This window comes from Leucobacter sp. GX24907 (assembly GCF_053567335.1).
In genome coordinates, this window is the sequence record NZ_JBSGPD010000011.1 from 15,941 (window position 1) to 34,852 (window position 18,912).

At 64.9% G+C, this 18,912-nt stretch carries 16 protein-coding genes; 11 read left to right on the plus strand and 5 right to left on the minus strand.

Going from position 1 to position 18,912, the window contains the following annotated elements:
* Positions 1 to 4: 4 nt before the first annotated feature.
* The gene (locus ACUYV6_RS12595; RefSeq protein WP_449279017.1) at positions 5 to 1,312 is read right to left on the minus strand and encodes an NAD(P)/FAD-dependent oxidoreductase; all 1,308 of its coding nucleotides are present in this window, start codon (positions 1,310 to 1,312) and stop codon (positions 5 to 7) included.
* A 6-nt stretch (positions 1,313 to 1,318) separates the two neighbouring features.
* Positions 1,319 to 2,440 carry a mandelate racemase/muconate lactonizing enzyme family protein gene (locus ACUYV6_RS12600; protein WP_449279018.1) on the minus strand — a complete coding sequence of 374 codons (1,122 nt, stop codon included), beginning with the start codon at positions 2,438 to 2,440 and terminating at the stop codon, positions 1,319 to 1,321.
* Between the two features lie 170 nt (positions 2,441 to 2,610).
* Here ACUYV6_RS12600 and ACUYV6_RS12605 point away from each other — a divergent pair, with 170 nt between their 5' ends.
* Complete coding sequence (locus tag ACUYV6_RS12605; RefSeq protein WP_449279019.1) at positions 2,611 to 3,471, plus strand: ABC transporter substrate-binding protein; 861 nt, start codon at positions 2,611 to 2,613, stop codon at positions 3,469 to 3,471.
* Positions 3,472 to 3,552: 81 nt separating this feature from the next.
* Complete coding sequence (locus ACUYV6_RS12610) at positions 3,553 to 5,286, plus strand: cation:proton antiporter (RefSeq protein WP_449279020.1); 1,734 nt, start codon at positions 3,553 to 3,555, stop codon at positions 5,284 to 5,286.
* A gap of 85 nt (positions 5,287 to 5,371) precedes the next feature.
* Here the strand turns inward: ACUYV6_RS12610 and ACUYV6_RS12615 are convergent, their stop codons facing one another.
* Positions 5,372 to 6,217 (minus strand): NAD(P)-binding domain-containing protein, encoded by an 846-nt coding sequence (locus ACUYV6_RS12615; protein ID WP_449279021.1) that lies wholly within the window; start codon positions 6,215 to 6,217, stop codon positions 5,372 to 5,374.
* 28 nt (positions 6,218 to 6,245) lie between these two features.
* Complete coding sequence (locus tag ACUYV6_RS12620; RefSeq protein WP_449279022.1) at positions 6,246 to 6,956, minus strand: GntR family transcriptional regulator; 711 nt, start codon at positions 6,954 to 6,956, stop codon at positions 6,246 to 6,248.
* 254 nt (positions 6,957 to 7,210) lie between these two features.
* Between ACUYV6_RS12620 and ACUYV6_RS12625 the strand changes: the two genes are divergently transcribed.
* The 3 genes from ACUYV6_RS12625 to ACUYV6_RS12635 all read left to right on the plus strand — a co-directional run bounded on the left by ACUYV6_RS12625 (position 7,211) and on the right by ACUYV6_RS12635 (position 10,569).
* Positions 7,211 to 8,230: a proline racemase family protein gene (locus ACUYV6_RS12625; protein ID WP_449279023.1), complete on the plus strand. Its 1,020-nt coding sequence runs from the start codon at positions 7,211 to 7,213 to the stop codon at positions 8,228 to 8,230.
* Between the two features lie 117 nt (positions 8,231 to 8,347).
* Positions 8,348 to 9,274: a dihydrodipicolinate synthase family protein gene (locus ACUYV6_RS12630; RefSeq protein ID WP_449279024.1), complete on the plus strand. Its 927-nt coding sequence runs from the start codon at positions 8,348 to 8,350 to the stop codon at positions 9,272 to 9,274.
* A 35-nt stretch (positions 9,275 to 9,309) separates the two neighbouring features.
* A complete protein-coding gene (locus ACUYV6_RS12635) occupies positions 9,310 to 10,569 on the plus strand; it encodes an FAD-dependent oxidoreductase (RefSeq protein WP_449279025.1) in 1,260 nt (419 codons plus the stop codon).
* Between the two features lie 12 nt (positions 10,570 to 10,581).
* On the opposite strand, the gene ACUYV6_RS12640 is transcribed toward ACUYV6_RS12635, so the two are convergent.
* Complete coding sequence (locus ACUYV6_RS12640) at positions 10,582 to 11,298, minus strand: GntR family transcriptional regulator (protein ID WP_449279026.1); 717 nt, start codon at positions 11,296 to 11,298, stop codon at positions 10,582 to 10,584.
* Between the two features lie 214 nt (positions 11,299 to 11,512).
* Here ACUYV6_RS12640 and ACUYV6_RS12645 point away from each other — a divergent pair, with 214 nt between their 5' ends.
* The 6 genes from ACUYV6_RS12645 to ACUYV6_RS12670 all read left to right on the plus strand — a co-directional run bounded on the left by ACUYV6_RS12645 (position 11,513) and on the right by ACUYV6_RS12670 (position 18,896).
* On the plus strand, positions 11,513 to 12,289 hold the full coding sequence (locus ACUYV6_RS12645) for a LamB/YcsF family protein (protein ID WP_449279027.1): 777 nt from the start codon (positions 11,513 to 11,515) through the stop codon (positions 12,287 to 12,289).
* The gene (locus ACUYV6_RS12650) at positions 12,286 to 13,986 is read left to right on the plus strand and encodes a 5-oxoprolinase subunit B/C family protein (RefSeq protein WP_449279028.1); all 1,701 of its coding nucleotides are present in this window, start codon (positions 12,286 to 12,288) and stop codon (positions 13,984 to 13,986) included. Before ACUYV6_RS12645 ends, ACUYV6_RS12650 begins: the two co-directional genes overlap by 4 nt.
* Positions 13,983 to 15,740: an acetyl/propionyl/methylcrotonyl-CoA carboxylase subunit alpha gene (locus ACUYV6_RS12655; protein ID WP_449279029.1), complete on the plus strand. Its 1,758-nt coding sequence runs from the start codon at positions 13,983 to 13,985 to the stop codon at positions 15,738 to 15,740. The genes ACUYV6_RS12650 and ACUYV6_RS12655 overlap by 4 nt, the downstream gene beginning before the upstream one ends.
* 94 nt (positions 15,741 to 15,834) lie before the next feature.
* Positions 15,835 to 16,428: a GntR family transcriptional regulator gene (locus ACUYV6_RS12660; RefSeq protein WP_449279030.1), complete on the plus strand. Its 594-nt coding sequence runs from the start codon at positions 15,835 to 15,837 to the stop codon at positions 16,426 to 16,428.
* 183 nt (positions 16,429 to 16,611) lie between these two features.
* Positions 16,612 to 17,763, plus strand: a complete 1,152-nt coding sequence (locus tag ACUYV6_RS12665; RefSeq protein WP_449279031.1) for an acyl-CoA dehydrogenase family protein — start codon at positions 16,612 to 16,614, stop codon at positions 17,761 to 17,763.
* Positions 17,760 to 18,896: a CaiB/BaiF CoA transferase family protein gene (locus tag ACUYV6_RS12670; protein ID WP_449279032.1), complete on the plus strand. Its 1,137-nt coding sequence runs from the start codon at positions 17,760 to 17,762 to the stop codon at positions 18,894 to 18,896. Before ACUYV6_RS12665 ends, ACUYV6_RS12670 begins: the two co-directional genes overlap by 4 nt.
* The last annotated feature ends 16 nt before the right edge of the window (positions 18,897 to 18,912 follow it).

Genomic DNA, 18,912 nt, shown 5'->3' on the forward strand with positions numbered 1-18,912 from the left:
CTTCTCAAATCATCATCTTGGGAGTACTGACGTCGGGTCCGTCGAAGCGTGCGAGTCGGAACGCATCAATGGGGCGACTGCTGCGCCCTTCGAACGCGAGCTCCGTCGCGATCTCGCCGAGCACCGGCCCGAGGTGGAGCCCATGACCTGCGAGTCCCGTGACGATGACGAGCCCGTCCACTCCGGTATTGCCGTCGATCACGGGCAGCCCGTCCGGGGTCATGTCGACGAGACCAGCCCAGTACCTGCTCACACGAGCATCTTTGAACGCCGGAATCACCTGTGACATGCGCGCGAGCGATCCGTCGACGAGCGGGCGATCGACCCGAGGCTCGGGCGAGGTGTCGGGCACCAAACGCGGATCGTGGGTCGCCACGTGCCGCACCTGTCGCAGCGTGCTCGGCATGTCGAGCCGCAGCTTGAGGGCTTTGCGGAACGACATCGCTCTGGGGAGCCAGTGCCGCAGCCCATTGAGGTCTGCGAGCGAGACGTCGTGACCGACTTTGGCGTTGAGTCCCGCACTGACTACGGTGCGGCCGTTCGGGCGCTGTCGCGCACCGAATCCGAAGGCACGGATCGTGGGGCCGAGCACGGGAGGAAGCGGGGCGGTCTCGAGTTCAGACATGACGACTGGCATGATCGGCACTTCGATCCCGACCGTCTTCGCAAGGTGCGGCGTCCAGACACCGCAGGCGACCACGACGCGTTCGGTCAAGATCCGGCCCGCCGAAGTATGCACGGCGTGCACACCGCCCCGCAACTGCTCGATCCGCAGCGCTTTGACACCGAATCGGAGTTCGGCGCCCAGACGCTCGGCCTTGTGCGCCCAGAACTTCGTCGACGTGGCCGGCTGCGCCGCAGCATCGATCGGGCTCCACATGGCGCCATGGAAGTCGCCCGTCGCGGCAGGCAGCACCTCGCGCGCCTGGTCTGCATCGAGCAGTTCCACCTGGGTCAGCCCCGAGGCGTGAGCCTCGGCGACGAGCTTCTCGAGAACTGGCCGCTCATCGGCGCTCGTCTGCATGTACAGATTGCCGCCCTGGACGAACTCGAAATCGGCATCGGTTCCGGCAGCCTCTTCCGCAGCTTCCTGCCACAAACCGAGTGCTTGGAGAGCGAGCGGGAACTCGGCCTCGTGACGCCCCTGCACACGGAGAGACCCCTGAGCTCGGCTCGATCCCTCGCGAGCGACGCCTTCTTCTTTCTCGATGAGTACGACGCTCTGGCCTCGCGAGGCCGCCGCGGCGGCCGTAGCAACTCCGACGATTCCCCCACCGACGACGACCAGGTCCGCTGTTCCTGGAACGTTCACGTTGCTCTACTGCTTCCGCAGGTCGAGGTCACGAACAGCCTGCTCATCGACCTCGATGCCGAGACCCGGGCCCTGCGGAATCGCGATCGCACTGTCGACGATCTCGATCTGCTCGGCCGTGATGCACTGCGCGTACTTGAGCGGCCCCATGAGATACGAGGGGTAACTGAGCCTGGGCATCGCAGCGGCGAAGTGCAGACCGGCAGCTGTGCCGATTCCCATTTCGAGCACCGCACCGACGTGCACGCCGATGCCGTTCGCAGTTGCCAGCTGAGCTGCCTGCAGTGCTGCGGTCGGTCCGCCGAGCTTCTGCAGGCCGACATTCATGACGGTGGCTGTGCCTTCCGCGGCGACCCGCGCCGCATCGGTGACTGTGCGCACGGCCTCGTCGGCGATGATGTCGACGGAACGGCCGGCCATGAGCTGCTTCTGCAGCGGAGCGGCCGCCAGCGGCATCGGCTGCTCGAATCCGCGCAGACCGATTTCGGAGGAGCGGTCGAGTGCGCGCGCGAACTGGGAAGGCTCCCACATCGTGTTCACATCTACGAAGAGCTCGACATCAGGGCCGACCGCCTCGCGTACTGCTTGCAGGCGATCGAGATCCTCATCGATCTCTCCTCGACCGGCGTAGAGCTTCAGACTGTCGAAGGTGCGCGCCTGCTCGACGGCGAGATCGACCATCTTCTGCGCGTCTTCATCCCACCCGACGGACCCGTGCACCGGGGTGCTCGTGCGGTAGGTTCCGCCGAGCAGCTGCGACATGGGCACACCGAGCGCCTTACCGGAGAGATCGAAGAGCGCGATGTCGAGCGCCGCGATCGTGAAGGGTGCGAAGCGGAGCGACTTCGAGATATCCGCGAGCAGCGGCCCCCGGTCGAGCGGATCGCGGCCTACGATCACTGGGGCGATGCGCGTCTCGACGAGTTCGACGATCGAAGTGGGAGTTTCGCTCGTGAACGCGGGTACGGCGACGGCCTCACCGTAGCCGACATGCCCCTCGTCACTGCGAAGGATGATCACCACGTTCGGCGAAGTCGTTCGATTGATCGTGCCGAACTTGAACAGGGAACTGAACGACGCCGCGAGCGGAATCGCTTCGATGGACTGGATCTTCATCTTCTCTCGCATTCGGTGCAGTCCGGGGATCCTCGCCACGACGGTGTGAATCGACGGAAATAATTGGGTCATCCAAACTCTAGCAATTGGGTAGCCCAATATCTAGACTGGTGCTCGCGTGGCCCACGGGCACGCGGACTTTCACACCATTTGTTATCCAGAACAACACAGGAAGAACCCAGATGACTCGTACTCTTGTTCGCCGTTCCCTCTCAATCGGAGCAATCTCTGCCCTGACAGTCTTCGGACTCGCCGCCTGCGCGAACAGTTCCGATGAGGCTGGCACCGACCCTGACTGCACGACCGACTACGACTTCGAGACGGTCGAACCCGGGAAACTGATTGTCGCCGCCTACGACTTCCCACCGCTGTCGATCATCGAAGGTGACAGCATGTCTGGTCTTGAAGGAGACCTCCTGCAGGAAGTCGCTGACCGTACATGCCTCGAACTCGTCATAGACGCCGCGGGAGGCGCCAACGCTTCCATTCCATCGGTTCAGACCGGGCGTGCAGACCTCGCTGCCGCGGACTGGTACCGAACGACGGCGCGAGGAGAGATTGTTCGGCTGAGCACGCCTGTCTACCTCGATCAAAGCGCGGTGATCTCTACGCAAGGCCTGACTGCCGATGACCTTGAAGGCAAGAGGATCGCGTCTGTTGTGGGAAACCTTTGGAATGACAGCGTGCAGAAGTGGCTCGGTGACGACTTCACGGTCTACCAAGACGACGAGTCGATCTACAGCGACCTCGAAGCCGGCCGCATCGACGCGATCATCGCGTCGATTCCCACCGCGACTCTGCGCCTGGAAGACTCCCCTATCGATGGCGTCACCCTCGAACCACTGACGCCCCGCCCGGAGGTGCCGGAGTTCGAGAAGCCCGGGCAGGCGAACTGGCCAACCAGCTTCGATAACGAGGCTCTCCGCGAGGCTCTCGACGAGATCATCGCCGATATGCACGATGACGGCACGATCGTCGAGGTGCTTGAGAAGTGGAACCTCGACGCCGAACTCGCCGACGTGGGCGATCCCTACGAGCTCTGATCTTTCGATCCAACACGTAGCGGTGTGGCGGCGAGGCGGCAGGGCCGGGTGACTCTGACGCCACGCCGCTACACTTCTCGCATGGAGATCGAGATCCTCGCAGTGATCGGGGTCGTGCTTGTCGTGGGCGTCGCGATCCTCTCCGGGCGCGTCGGAATCGCGGCCCCACTGCTGCTCGTCGTCACCGGCATCGGGATCGGGTTTCTCCCCTTCGTGCCGCTCATCGAGATCGATCCCGAGATCATCCTGATCGGCGTGCTGCCACCCTTGCTCTACGCGGCCGCGGTCAACGTACCGCTGATCGACTTCCGCAGGAACTTCCGTCCCGTCATCGGACTCTCGGTGCTGCTCGTACTCATCACCGCACTCGCGGTGGGTGCCGCAATGCACCTCGTTTTCCCCTTCATCCCCTTCCCCGTGGCCGTCGCTCTCGGAGCGGTTATCGCACCGACAGACGCCGTCGCGGCGACCTCCATCGGTAAGCGCCTCGGGATGCCACCGCGTCTCGTCTCGATTCTCGAGGGCGAGAGTCTCGTCAATGACGCGACCTCCCTCGTTCTCCTCAAGACTGCGATCGCGGCGGTTGCCGGCAGCTTCTCCTTCTGGGGCTCGGTGGGGAGCTTCGCATACGCTACCGCCATCGCGGCCGCGATCGGCTTCGGGATCGGCGCGTTCACAGTCTGGGTGCGCTCCAAGCTCGAGAACCCCATCTACGACACCATCATTTCCTTCGTTGTGCCGTTCGTAGCGTTTATCCCGGCCGAGGTACTCGGCGCTTCGGGTGTGATCGCGGTCGTGGTGACCGGACTCTATACGGGCCACCACGCAGCACGGCGCTTCAGCGCGACAGCTCGCATCGCGGAACGGGTCAACTGGCGTACCGTGCTCTTCGCGCTCGAGAACGGCGTCTTTCTGGTCATGGGGCTGCAACTGCACGCACTGATCGAGGACGCCGGAGGCCACCCGTTCCGCATCGAACATCTGGCGTTCATCGCGCTGGCGCTCGTTGCGGCCCTCATCCTCTGCCGCACCGTCTTTCTCGTGCCGCTCCTCTTCTCCATGCGCCGGGCGGCAAGGCGTCTCGCTGCCCGGTCTCAGGGACTCACGCATCTGGCCGACCGCTGGGACGGCATCGAGGCCGATGAGTCCACACATCGTGGCCGCAGGATCACTCGCTTCCGCCTGCTGCAGCGTCGCACGGAGGCCGACCTCGCGCACGAACGGCAGCAAGCCCTGGGATGGCGCGACGGCACCGTACTTGCCTGGAGCGGCATGCGCGGCGTGGTCACGCTAGCTGCGGCGCAGTCGATTGCCGTCGACGTGCCATTCCGCACGGAGATCGTGCTCATCGCCTTCCTCGTCGCAACACTGACGCTGCTGCTCCATGGGCTGACTCTGCCCACCCTCATCGCGCGACTCTGGCCCGACGGGAACCGCGCTGACGCGATTGCGATCCGGGAGACCATCGCATTGAGCGAGGATCTCATCGCGCAGGGCGTGGCTGCACTCGACGATGCACTCGCCGAACACCGCTCCGACGGGACTGCGCCGTCCGACGACATCATTGCGCGGGTGCGAGGCTCGGCGAAGACGGCCTTCGCTCCGCTCGCCCTCGGCTCGACAGGATTCGTGAGCACCGTCGAGAACACCGAGAGCCCCGCGCGGGCCTATCTGCGCCTGAGCCGCGTCGTCCTCGAAGCACAACGCGCAGCGCTCGTCGAAGAGCGTGCAATCGGCCGATACGGGTCCGACGTCATCCGTGCAGCCGAGGAGGCACTCGACGCGCACGAGCTCCGATTGAACCCGCCGAGCTAGCAGCACACGTGCTTGCACTCGGCAGTTGGGTGCTCAGCCCTTGAATGCTCAGCCCTTGAATGCTCAGCCGTTCAACGCTCACCGCTCAGCCCTTGGAACGGGTGCTCCGATCCGCATGGACGCTTTCGAGGTCTTCCCGGATCGCAGCTCCGGCTTCGCGTCGCTGGAACGCTTCGCGAATCTGCGCGTTGAGCCCGCCCGGGGTCTCGTGCAATACGGGCATGTCTGCCATCTCGTCGGCCTTCGCCCGAGTGGACTGCACTCCGAGCCCGTGGAAGAGCGCCGTCATGTAGCTCGTCACCCGTTCCCGATCGATATCGTGCGAGCACCCCCAGTCGATGATCTCGTTCTGCACTTCGAAGTAGGTCGACATGACCGCCGAGAGCACATTGAATACCAGCACATCATTCTCGCGCTCGAGAGTCACGATTTCGCCGCAGCCTTCGATCAGCGACTCGATCTGTGCATTCGCCTGGTAGAGCACGATCGGGCCAACGCCCAGCGTGATCATCGGGAGCGGAATCATCTGGCAGATGGTTTGCGCGGGCGCGACATACGGGGCGATCGCCGAGGGGGGCCAACTGGCCACCAGGCTGACGATCGTCTGGTGCTCGGAGAAGGTCAGCTCGGAGCACACCTCGGCGAGCTGTTCGGGCAGCACGGCAATAATGACGATGTCACTCGCATCGACGACGGCCTGATTGCTCTCCGCGACGCGCGCCTGTGTGAAGCGCTCGGCGAGCTCGGCACTCCGAGCTCTCGAGCGCGGTGACAGCACAGCTTCGACTTTGTCGGCGTGCGGGCCGCTGAGGATCGCCGTCGTGACGTCTGCGGCGATCGCCCCCACCCCAACGACTCCCAGCGAAATGGTCGCTGCTTCCTGCCGGCTCGACGCCTGCTGATCTGAGGTGTGCTGCTCTGCATTGCTCATTCGAAAGTTCCCTCTCGGTCGGTGGCGTTCATGAGGCATCCGCCTTCCATACTTCGCCGGCTGCGACGAGATGCGACTCCAAGAGCGCCGCCGCTTCATCGACGCGCTGGTCGCGTACCAGTCGAAGAATGTCAAGGTGCTCGTGCGCTGAGCGCAGTAAGGCCGCTCGCTTCTCCGGAGAACCGAGCCCCCGAAGACGCCAACGGGAGCGCAGCGATCGCACCATCCGCGTCACCTCTCGGTTGCCGGCGAGCTCGACGAGCCCTACATGGAACTCGAGATCTGCACGCACATTGGAAGAGAGATCCAGAGTCTCCGCACTTGCAACGCTCTCACTGGCGAGCGCGTGCAGGCGACGATAGTCGAGATCCTCAACACCAGTCACCGCCAGCCTGCGCACTGCCGGCACCTCGAGAAGCAACCGCGCGTCGAGAATGTCGTCGATCTCGGTCGGTGTGGGGTTCGTGACCAGAAACCCCCGGTTCGGCAGTACCGAGATCAGGTGGTCATCTGCAAGCTTGATCATGGCCTCGCGCACCGGAGTCGTGGAGAGGCCGAGTTGAGCTGCGATCGCCGGCGCCGGGTAGATCGCCCCCTCATTCAATTCTCCCGAGAGGATCGCCGAACGCAACGTTTCGACCATCAGATCCCGACGGCTCGCAGGACTCGATTTGCCTGACTCCTGGGTCAGCGCCGCACGCGCAGTCTGCGCGACGTGCTCGGGCAGCGGCCCTGCCATGAGGGTATCTCCTTCGATCGCCGTTCACCGCCGGAGAAGCGGCCCCGACCACTCTAGCCGAATCGTAAACATTTTACTCTCAAAGCCAGAACTTGCCTCGCCTATCTCTTGCGATTGAACACTGAGAGTCAAGTGATGTTTGACTCTTTGCCATTCCTTCCCTAAGGTAAAATTTTAATGAGACTCGAGGGAGACCGTGAGTCATTCCGTCGCTGTCCCACAGCTCACGTTTCGAGGACGAGGAGGTTCAACCGATGCGCGCATTGCAGGTCATACACGCGGTCGAGTCGCACACCGGTGGCATGCCGACCCGAGTTGTGGTCGGAGGCGTACCGCCGATCCCCGGGGCGAGCATGGCTCTGCGCCGCGCATGGGCGCAGGAGCACTTGAACGATCTCCGCCTCCTCCTGATGCGCGAACCCCACGGGCACGCTGCGATGACCGGAGCGATCTTGCTCCCTGCAGTTCGTGAGGACGCTGACTGGGGTGTTCTCTACATCGAGCCGACCGGCTTCCTCCCGATGTGCGGCCATGGCACCATCGGCGTGGTGACCGTGCTGATCGAGACCGGCATGGTCTCCGTAGAGGAACCCATCACCACCGTTCGACTCGATACCCCAGCGGGCCTCGTCACCGCTGAGGCATCAGTGGAGAACGCTGCCGTCACCGGGGTGGCGCTCACCAACGTTCCCGCATTCGTACTCGCACAAGACGAGACTGTCGAGGTGCCAGGTCTCGGACCCGACGGCGCCTCCGCGACTGTCACATACGACATGGTCTACGGCGGCAACTTCTATCCGATCATCCAGGCATCAGAGCTTGGCCTCCAGATCGAGCTCGGCCAACAAGACCGCATTGTCGACACCGGCCTGCGCATCATCGCCGCGATCAATGAGCAGAAGCCACCGCAGCACCCTGCAGATCCACTGATCCGCGGAATCCACCACGCACAGTTCGTTCAGGCGGGAACCGACGGAGCAGATGCCCGAAATATCGTGATGAACCACCCGGGTTACTTTGATCGCTCTCCCTGCGGCACCGGCACCAGCGCCCGTCTGGCGGCCCTGCATGCACGCGGCGAGATCTCACTCGGCGAAGAGTTCGTGAACGAATCCATCCTCGGTACCCGTTTCATCGGCCGAATTGTCGGCACCAGTGAGGTCGCCGGGATCCCCGCCGTCGTACCGAGCTTCACCGGTCGCGCATGGATCACAGGCACCAGCCAGCACTTCCTCGACCCGACCGACCCCTTCCCGACGGGCTTCACCGTCTAGACCGATCTGCGTGGAGCCCCATCCGTGCATTGAACCAACCGAGTATTGATCCAACCGTGTATAGCCCCAACCGTTCGAGCGCAGGCATGCGCTCGGCGTACTGAGAAAGGATCCGATATGGATCGCGACAGTGTCGACTGGCGCGGCTACTGGCCCGCCTCCCCCACCCCCTTCACCGCCGACGGCGCCCTGGATGAACAGGCGATGCACTCGCTCATCGAGCACTATGTCGATTCAGGAGTGCACGGTGTGCTCGTCGGAGGCAGCTCCGGCGAGTGGTGGGCTCAGAGCGATGACGAGCGAGTACGCGCTGCCCGCATCGCTGTCGAGGCCGCAGCAGGCCGCATTCCGGTCGTGATGGGCTGCACGTCATTTACCTCCAGGCAGGTCGCGGGCCTCGCCGCGCAGGCGGCAGAGGTCGGCGCGAGTGGAGTCCTCTCGACCCCGCCACCATACGCACACCCGACTCAAGAGGAGATCCTGCAGTTCTATCGCGAGATCGACGCGGCCACCGAGCTGCCGATCATTGCCTACAACTGGCCGCGCGGTACCGCCCTCGAGATCGAAGTCGACACGCTTCAGCGCATTGCCGACCTCGACCACGTCGTCGCGATCAAGAACAGCACGAGCGACTGGATGCGCGTCGTCGACACGATCGAAGCCCTCTCCGACCGCGTGCGCATCTTCGCGAGCCTCATCAACCGTCGTGGGATCGCAATCCTCCGCGAGATGGGAGGCGACGGCTACATTGACGGCGGTGGAATCGGGGCACCATTCGCAGTACCGTTCTTCGACGCGTTGTGGGACGGCCGCCTCGACGAGGCACGCGAGTACGCCGACCGCTGGTGGTCGCTCACCGCAGCGTTCACGACGCCCGACTTCGGTGGCCGCTTTGCGTCACCATCGGCACAGCTCAAGGCAGCGATGGCGATGCTCGGTCAGCCGGGTGGCGAGGTCCGCGCACCACTTCTCCCCGTGACCGATTCGGCAACGCTCGACGCGATCGCGGGAGAGCTTCGGAGCCGGGGCCTCCTCACCGACTGACCATATTCCGAGCACTGGAACAAGGAAGGAACAACATGCGCGTCATCGTCGTCGGCGGCGGAGTGGTCGGCATCACCACAGCCTGGACACTGTCGCAGCGTGGTCACGATGTTGCACTCTTCGAGCGCGCAGAGGAGGTCGCGACAGAGGCAACGGCCTCGAATGCCGGAATGTTGGTGCCAGGCGACTCGGTCGTCTGGGCCAGTCCGGCTGCGGTCGGTCTGCTCGCGCGGGCACTGATCCCGAGCAAGGCGGGGTTCATCAAGGTGCGTCCGGGCGCAGGTCTCGGCCTAATTCCGTGGGGCCTTCGGTTCCTTCGCGAATGCTTCCCGTCACGTGTCGCACGCAACATCAGGCATGCGCATGCCCTGAGCGCCTACAGCCTGCTCGAGCTCGAACGAATCATTGCGGACCTCGGTCAGGACGTCGCGTTCGAACACACCGGCATGGCGTTCATCGGCAGCGATTCCGCGCATCTCGAACGCCTGGCGCACGACCGGGCTGGCCTCGCCGAGCTCGGTGAACACTACGAAGCCGTACCCGGAACGGAGTTCGCACGGCGCGACCCGGCCTATGGATCGCTCGTCACCGAGCAGGGCGAGAGTGTCGGCGTGCTCTATACCCCCGGAGCTGCGCACGGGGATTCCGAGGCGTTCTCACGTGCGCTGCTCACTGAGGCGGTAGCTCGCTACAGCGTCGATGTGCGCCTCTCCACGCCGGTGCTCGGAATCATCCGCCGCGCGGGCCGAGTGACCGGCGTACGCACCGGCTCAGGCGATGTCAGCGCGGATGCGGTCGTGCTCGCTGCCGGGGCACGCACTCGGGAACTCGCGCGCGAGGTAGGCATTCGGCTCCCGATCCTCCCCGCGAAGGGGTACGCGATCACCGTACCCGCGGTCGAAGGTGCTCAGCTCCCCCGAATCGGCGGTGTCGACGAACGCGCCCACGTGGCGTTCTCCCGCGTCGTCAATGGCATGCGGTTCTCGTCTACCGCCGAGTTCGCCGGCTACGATACCTCCCAGTCGGCGGAGAACTACACCTCGATCCGCGACGTCGCCGCGAAGCTGCTCCCCGGCGCTCTTGATTGGGACCGCGCCGTGCACCATTCCGGTTGGCGCCCCTCGACGCCGCACAGCAATCCCTATATCGGGGCGACCAAAGTGCCAGGTCTGCTGATCAACAGCGGTCACAGCCATCTCGGCTGGACTCAGGCCGCTGGATCGGCCGAACTTCTCGCCGATCTGCTCGACGGCGCCACACCTGAAATCGACCCGACTCCCTACGCAGTTCCGTAGAGTGCGGAAGGGTCACTCCGCTTGCCGACGATCGAAGTGCTGCGCGAGCTGCTCCCCCGCATTGCGGATGTGCTGCGACATCGCCGATCGAGCCGAAGCAGGCTCTCGGGCGATCACTGCTTGGAAGACCGCGGAGTGGTCCCGAGCCGTAGTCTCGGGCCAGCCATCGATCTCCGCGTAGAAGGCGCTCGGCACGTACTTCACGAACCCGCCGAGCGCCCAACGCAGCCGCTCCGATCCGGAGGCTGCGTAGACCTGACGGTGGAAGTCGTCGTTCAGCTGTTCGAGTAGGACGTGATCCCGCTGCTGCGCGGCGCGCATGAGCTCGTCTTGATTCCGCTGAAGTCGTGCAACCTGCTCATCAGTAATGCGCTCGGCGGTGCGAGCTGCAAGCTCGCCCGCGATCAGTGCGTGCGCCTCGAAGATGTCACGAATATCGGCAGCGGTAAGCGGACGCACTGTGAAGCCGCGCCGAGGAACGAGATCCAAGAACCCTTCGGCCCTCAGCGCGTGCAGCGCCTCACGCACGGGGGTCGCAGAGACGTCGAGCTTCTCCCCGACGGCCTCCGCCTTCACGGACGCCCCCGGTGCGAGCTCACCGGCCATGATCGACTGCCGCAGATAGGCCGCGACTTCGTCGCTGAGCTGACGTCGCTGCATTGGTCCTCCACCTGCCGCGCGCACCCGACTCCATACGGGGTCGGGAATCTCGGAACTGTACCGCTCCATTCTAGGGATCCGACAACGCAGTCCCGTGAGCACCATGACCTGGTCAAGGAATACGCAGTGCCGACTGGGTGGTGAGAGGTGCCGCCTGCCTGATCCGGTGTCGCCTGAGTAGTTAGCGAGGTCGCCCTGTCCATAAGCGAACTCGCCCGCGATTTCCCGCCTCAACCCTTTCCAGATTGTTGCACAATCCAACCTCCCGGGTCATAATCGCACTGTGTCCACACTCAAGAGCTTCCCCTCCATCGACCTGAACAGCGACGTCGCTGAGTCATTCGGCAACTGGCAACTCGGCGACGACGCCGGAATTCTCGCCTCCGTCTCGAGCGCGAACATCGCCTGCGGCTTCCACGGCGGCGACCCCGTCACCATGCAGCGAGCCCTCGCGATCTCCGCAGAACGCGGTATCAGCGTCGGCGTACATATCGGCTACCGCGACCTCGCAGGGTTCGGGCGCAGATTCATCGCCTACTCCCGAGAAGATCTGTACGCAGAAACCGTGTACCAGATCGGAGCACTCGCCGGCATGGCTCGACTTGCCGGAACACACATCCGCTACGTGAAGCCGCACGGTGCACTCGGCCACGCCGTCGTTCACGACGAAGTGCAGGCTCGGGCCGTCGTCGACGCAGTCGCGGCCTACGATCCAGACCTGGCACTGCTGCTCATGCCCAACTCGGTGGCCGTCGACTACGCCAGAGACTTGGGCCTGCGCGTGGTGCTCGAAGCCTTCGCCGACCGCAACTACCTGCCGAACGGCAACCTCGTGCCTCGATCGCACCCGGAGGCCGTGCTCCACGACACCACGCGCGTCGTCGACAATATGCTCCGCTTCGCGGAAGAGGGCCGCTTGATCTCGCTCGACGGCACCGTCGTCGATCTGGAGGCCGAGAGCATTTGCGTGCACGGCGACACCGCCGGAGCCATCGAGATGGCTCGCGAAGTACGCTCGGCCCTCGAGCGCGCCGGCGTTGAAATCCGCAGCTTCGCATGAGAGCTCGGCGCGTGCAGTGGGCCGGCGACCGCAGCCTGCTCCTCGAATTCGACTCGCTCGAAGCCGCGATGTCGGCGCACGGACATCTCATCGAGCATCCACTCTCCGGCCAGCTCGACGCCATCTCAGGAGCCCGCACCGTGCTGCTGCGCATGAGCGGCCATACCCTGGCGGCTCGTGCGCAGCACTCCCTGGCAGACATGGATTTTGCCAGGCGCGACGCAAGGACCGCAAACGAAATCGTCATCGACGTCGCCTACGACGGACCCGACCTGGCTGACGCAGCGGAATTCCTCGGAATGAGCACGGAAGCCCTCATCGAGTGGCACAGTAGTCGCACCTGGATGGGCGCCTTTCCCGGGTTCGCTGGCTTCACCTACTGCGTCGCACCCGGCGAACAGTTCCAGATGCCGCGCCGGACCTCGCCCCGAACCGCGGTTCCAGGCGGCTCCGTTGCTCTGGCGGGCGAGTTCTCAGGGGTCTACCCGCGTCTCGCGCCCGGCGGTTGGCAGCTCATCGGCCGCACCGACGCCGAGATGTGGAGCCTCGATCGCGAATCGCCTGCGCTCGTGCAGCCCTGGGACACGGTGACTTACCGGCCGGTGCGTCCGGCAGCGATAGCAGCCCCTACTGCTACTGCTGCTACTACTGCGGCCGCGGCTGCAGCAGGCGGATCGAACGCTCTGTCGGAACACGCAGAAGGCCTCGCGACCTTTGAGGTGCTCGGGACCGGCCTGCAGACCCTCATCGAAGATCTCGGCCGCGAGGGCACGGCCGCGCTCGGTGCTGGGCCTGCCGGCGCGATGGACCGTGCCGCGGTTCGAGAGGCGAACCACGCCGTGGGCAATGCCGCGGGAGCCCCGATTCTGGAAGTTCTGTTCGGCGGTCTCCGCATGCGTGCGCTGCGCCCCTCGGTCGTCGCAGTCACCGGCGCGGAAGTCGAAATCTCGATCAGCGGCGACGGTGACGGGGTCGCAGCCACTGGTGCCAGCGATGCCACTGGAGTGACCGCTCGCACCGTACGTCTCGGGGATCCCGCGGTTCTCCTGCCCGGCGAGACGATCAGCATCGGCGCCCCGAGCTCCGGGGCGCGCAGTGTGGTTGCCGTGCGCGGGGGCATCAACGCCCCGACAGCGCTCGGCAGCGCCTCGACAGACACGCACATCAAGGTCGGCCCGCCCCCGGTTGCCGTCGGAGACGTGCTGCGAGTCGGTTCCGCTCAGGTCGCCGCGGTCGCGCCGCCAGCACCGCACCGCACCGCACCATCGGTGACCGATGCCGAAGGCTCCGTAGTGCTGCGGGTCGTGTTCGGCCCGCGAGACGACTGGTTCTCGCAGGCGGAGCAGCAGCGCTTCCTCAGACAGCGATGGATCGTCACTCCGGCGTCGAACCGCATCGGCATCCGTCTCGACGTTGATCCGCAAAACGCCGACGCTCGTCCGCTTGAACGCGCCCGCGAGGGTGAACTCCTGAGCGAAGGCATGGCGCTCGGGTCGGTGCAGATCCCCCCGTCAGGTACCCCCGTGCTTCTCGTCAACGACCAGGGCATCACGGGCGGCTACCCGATCATTGCGGTCGTGCTCGCGAGTGATCTGCCTCGCGCCGCTCAGCTCGCCCCGGGCGACGCCGTCAGATTCTCGGCGGTCTCCGCCGACACACTCACTCCACTCGCCGAACCGGAAGGACAGGACTCGTGAAGAGGATCCTCATCGCAAATCGCGGAGAGATTGCGGCGCGTATCATCCGCAGCGCCCGGGAACACGGCTACGACACCGTCGCCGTGTACGCCGACCAAGACCTCGAGGCCTTCCACACCGGTCTTGCAGACACCGCAGTGCCCCTGCACGGGGCGACCGCGGCGGAGACCTATCTCGATCAGGCCAAGCTGCTCGCCGCCGCGCGGAATACCCGAGCAGACGCGGTGCACCCGGGATACGGCTTCCTCGCCGAGAACGCCGATTTCGCTCGCGCCGTACTTGCCGCAGGGCTCGTCTGGATCGGCCCCAGCCCCGACACCATCGAGCGCCTCGGCGACAAGGTGTCAGCGCGCGCCATCGCTCTGCAGGTCGGCGCGCCACTCGCGCCCGGCAGCGACGGCCCGGTCGACTCTCCCAACGAGATCCACGCCTTCGCAGAGCAGCATGGCCTCCCGATTGCCATCAAGGCTGCGCACGGTGGCGGCGGTCGCGGCATCCGGGTGGTGCGTCAGATCGACGAGATCGATGATGCCTTCGCCTCCGCGACGAGCGAGGCGGTCGCCGCGTTCGGTCGCGGCGAGTGCTTCATCGAGCGATTCCTCGACCGGCCGAGACACATTGAGGCGCAGGTACTCGCGGATACTCACGGCAACGTCGTCGTCATCGGCACGCGCGACTGCTCGCTGCAACGGCGCAATCAGAAGCTCGTCGAAGAATCTCCGGCGCCGTTCCTCGATCCGGAACTGCGTCGGCGAATCATCGAGTCTGCGAGCGCGATCTGCGCCGCCGCCGACTACGTCGGTGCTGCGACAGTCGAGTACCTCCTGAGCCCCGACGGCACACTGAGCTTCCTGGAGGTCAACACGCGGTTGCAGGTCGAGCACCCGGTGACCGAGGAGACGACCGGCATCGACATCGTGGCTGAACAGCTGCGGATCGCCGAGGGTGAGGCGCTGAGGGTACGCACGACGCCCGAACCGCGCGCGCACTCGATCGAGTTTCGCTTTAATGCTGAGGATCCCGCGCTCGGATTCGTGCCCGTACCGGGCACGATCGACACCTTCCAACCTCCGACCGGCCCCGGCGTGCGCGTCGACTCCGGCATCCGCAGCGGCGATACCATCTCGGGCGCGTTCGACTCGATGTTCGCGAAGATCATCGTCACCGGCCCCGATCGTGCCACCACGCTGCGACGGGCCCGTACCGCCCTCGCCGAGATGCGCGTGGAGGGCATCCCGACGCCGCTGCCGTTCCATCGCGAAGTGCTCGAGAATCCCGATTTCATTGCTGCCGACGGGCCCGAGTCCTTTCGGGTGCACACCCGCTGGATCGAGACGGAGTTCACTACCGAACTCGAGACCTCCGAGTACCTGGCGCAGGCCGTTCGATCACGCGAAGACGGGGTCCGTCGGTTCATGATCGAGGTCGATGGCCGCTCGGTACAGCTCGGGCTTCCCGAAGCCGTGCTCGGAGCGATGGCCTCAGGCATGACGGGTGGCTCAGCTCCGGGAAACCCTGCCGACGCACGGGTCGTAGACGACGAGCATGCTGTGACAGCACCGGTGACCGGCGCCCTCACCAAATGGCTTGTCGAGGACGGTGACTCGGTTGAAGACGGCACTCCGATCGCAGTCATCGAGGCCATGAAGATGGAGACCAATGTCGTCGCGCACCGCGCGGGCACCTTCGCACGTGCTGCGTTGGATCTCGGTCAGACGCTCTCGTCGGGAGAGGCTCTTGGCCGGATCGACTAGCCACGATCGACCACCCGTACCAGGAGTTCGGCCGACCTTCCTCGCCGCACTCCCCCGGTTAGACAGCAAAACGCACGCCTTCGTCCCAGAGCAGGTGGCGCAGTCACTGCGCAGGGAGATCTCGGCCGGCGCGATCCCTCCGGGCGTGAAGCTCCCTGAAGTGGCGATCTCCGAGGCGATGGGCGTCTCCCGACATACATTGCGGGCAGGGCTCCAGCTTCTCGAGGAAGAGGGTCTGGCCCGGCACGAACCGAACCGTGGCGTGTTCGTCGCGAGTCCTTCGCGAGAGGATCTCCTGGAGATCTACCGCGTACGCCGAGTCATCGAACCGGGGGTGATCCGCACCATCGCCTTCGAAACGGACGTGCTTGATGCACTCGAAGCAACGGCACGGGGCGCGGATCCCACCGACGCTGCATCGCTCGCCGAGGCGAATCAGGCGTTCCATCGCCGACTCGTCGAACAGGCGGGAAGCGAACTGCTCAGCCGGATGATGTCGCGGATTCTCGCGCAAATGCGGCTCGCCTACGCGCACTACGAGGTATCGGTGTACCAATCGTTCCGCGACGAGCACTTCCGCATCGTCGAGCTGCTGCGTGCCGGCGAGAGCGACCGGGCAGCCGACGCACTCGACGCGTACCTCCGTGATTCAGAAAGCCGGGCGATCGAGCTCGGAGTGGATGAGTAGAACTCACATACACAAAGGGGCACTGAATGGCGCGGTCGACTGCGCTTCATGCGCTTCTCGGGTCTCGACTCTCACTCTACCTCGACATTCAATTTTCTATATTATATATTTATATCCGGATCCGCGTAGCTCGGCAGGAACCCGAGCGGAACGCCTAGCAGAACACCAAGCAAGGAAGCACCGATGCCCCACCTCAATGAAGAAGAGTCTTTCCTGGTCGATACTGTTCGCGCGTTCATCGACCGAGAGGTCAAACCGACGGTGCGCGAGGTCGAGCATCAGAACGAGTATCCGGAACAGTGGATCGAGCAGATGAAGGAGATGGGCATCTACGGGCTTGCGGTGCCCGAGGAGTACGGTGGGATCCCGGTCTCGATGCCCTGTTACGCGCAAGTCACCGAGGAACTCTCGCGCGGGTGGATGACCCTCGCTGGGGCCATGGGCGGCCACACGGTCGTCGCCAAGCTGCTGACCGAGTTCGGTACCGAGGAGCAGAAGCAGGCATATCTGCCGCGGATGGCGACCGGTGAGCTGCGTGCGACGATGGCGCTCACTGAACCGGGCGGCGGATCTGATCTGCAGGCGATGCGCACCGTCGCGAAGACCGACGGAGACGATCTGGTGATCAACGGATCGAAGATGTGGATCACGAACGCGCGGCGTTCCGGCCTCGTCGCGCTGATGTGCAAGACGGATCCGAGTGCGCAGCCGCGTCACCGCGGTATCTCGATCGTGCTGGTCGAGCCGGGTGAGGGTTTCGAGGTCTCGAAGGATCTCCCGAAGCTGGGATATAAGGGCGTCGAGACGTGCGAGCTCTCGTTTGTCGACTATCGCACACCCCGCTCGCAGATTCTCGGGGGCGAGGCCGGGGCCGGCTTCCGGCAGATGATGCGCGGACTGGAAACCGGACGCATCAATGTCGCGGCCCGTGCGCTGGGGGTCGCGTCTGCCGCGCTTGAGGATTCTCTGCGCTATGCGCAGGAGCGCGAGTCGTTCGGGCAGCCGATCTGGAAGCACCAGGCCATCGGCCACCACCTGGCGAACATGGCGACGAAGCTCACCGCTGCACGCCAGCTCACTCGCTTCGCCGCAGAGAAGTACGACAGCGGAGAGCGCGCCGACATGGAGGCCGGCATGGCGAAGCTCTTCGCCTCGGAGACCGCGATGGAGATCGCACTCGACGCGGTGCGCATTCATGGCGGCTACGGTTACTCGACCGAGTTCGACATCGAGCGGTACTTCCGCGATGCTCCGCTCATGATCGTGGGCGAGGGGACGAACGAGATTCAGCGCAATGTGATCGCTTCACAGCTCGTGTCGCGCGGAGGGCTGTGACCGTGCGCCCCCTCGAAGGCATCACTGTCGTCTCGATCGAACAGGCGGTCGCGGCCCCGTTCGCGACGCGGCAGCTCGCCGATCTCGGTGCCAGAGTGATCAAGATCGAGCGAGAGGCCGGTGACTTTGCGCGCGCCTATGACACGACTGTCGGAGGTGAAGCGAGCTATTTCGTCTGGCTCAACCGGGGTAAAGAGTCGGTGGTCCTCGATCTGAAGGCCCCTGAGGGGCGTGAGGCTCTTAGAGCGCTGCTCGCCCGGGCGGACGTGTTCGTCGAGAACCTCGCACCGGGCGCGGTGGAGCGGCTCGGCTTCACCGATGACGCGTTGCGTGAGATCAACCCCGAACTCATCACGGTCTCGATCTCTGGTTTCGGTCGCGGCGGTCCGTATGCGCGCAAGAAGGCCTACGACCTCATCATTCAGTGCGAGGCCGGGCTGCTCTCACTCACCGGGTCCGAGGAACAGCCCGCGAAGGTCGGCGTCTCGATCGCTGATATCGCCGCGGGCATGTACGCCTACTCGGGCACGCTCGCGGCGCTGCTGCAGCGTTGCCGCACCGGGGTCGGCACGCGTGTGGAGGTCAGCATGCTGGAAGCGCTTGGCGAGTGGATGCAACAGACCTACCTCTATGCGGAGTACTCCGGTAATGCTCCGAAGCGTTCCGGGGCCGCGCACGCGAGTATCGCCCCGTACGGCCCGTTCGCAGCGGCCGACGGCACACTGTTTCTGGGGTTGCAGAACGAGCGCGAATGGGCGCTCTTCTGCGAACGCGTACTGGAACGCCCGGAGCTGGTCAGCGACGAGGAGTTCCGGTCGAACTCTTTGCGCGTCGCGCACCGGGAGCGCCTTGATCAGGTCATCGGGGAACACGTGCGCAGACGCACTGTTGCGGAGTTGCAGGTGCTGCTTGACGAGGTCGGTATCGCGAACGCGCAGATGCGCACGATGCACGATTTCTCGGCCCACCCGCAGCTGGCGGCGAGGGATCGCTGGCGTACTATCAGCACCCCGTCGGGCAGTGCTCGTGTCGCGCTTCCCCCGGTATCTCTGGGCGAAGAAGCCCCCATGGGGCCGGTGCCGGCGCTCGGCGAGCACACGGAACGAGTACTGCAGGAGTTCGGTCTCGCGTAGGCGCGTCGGGTTCGAG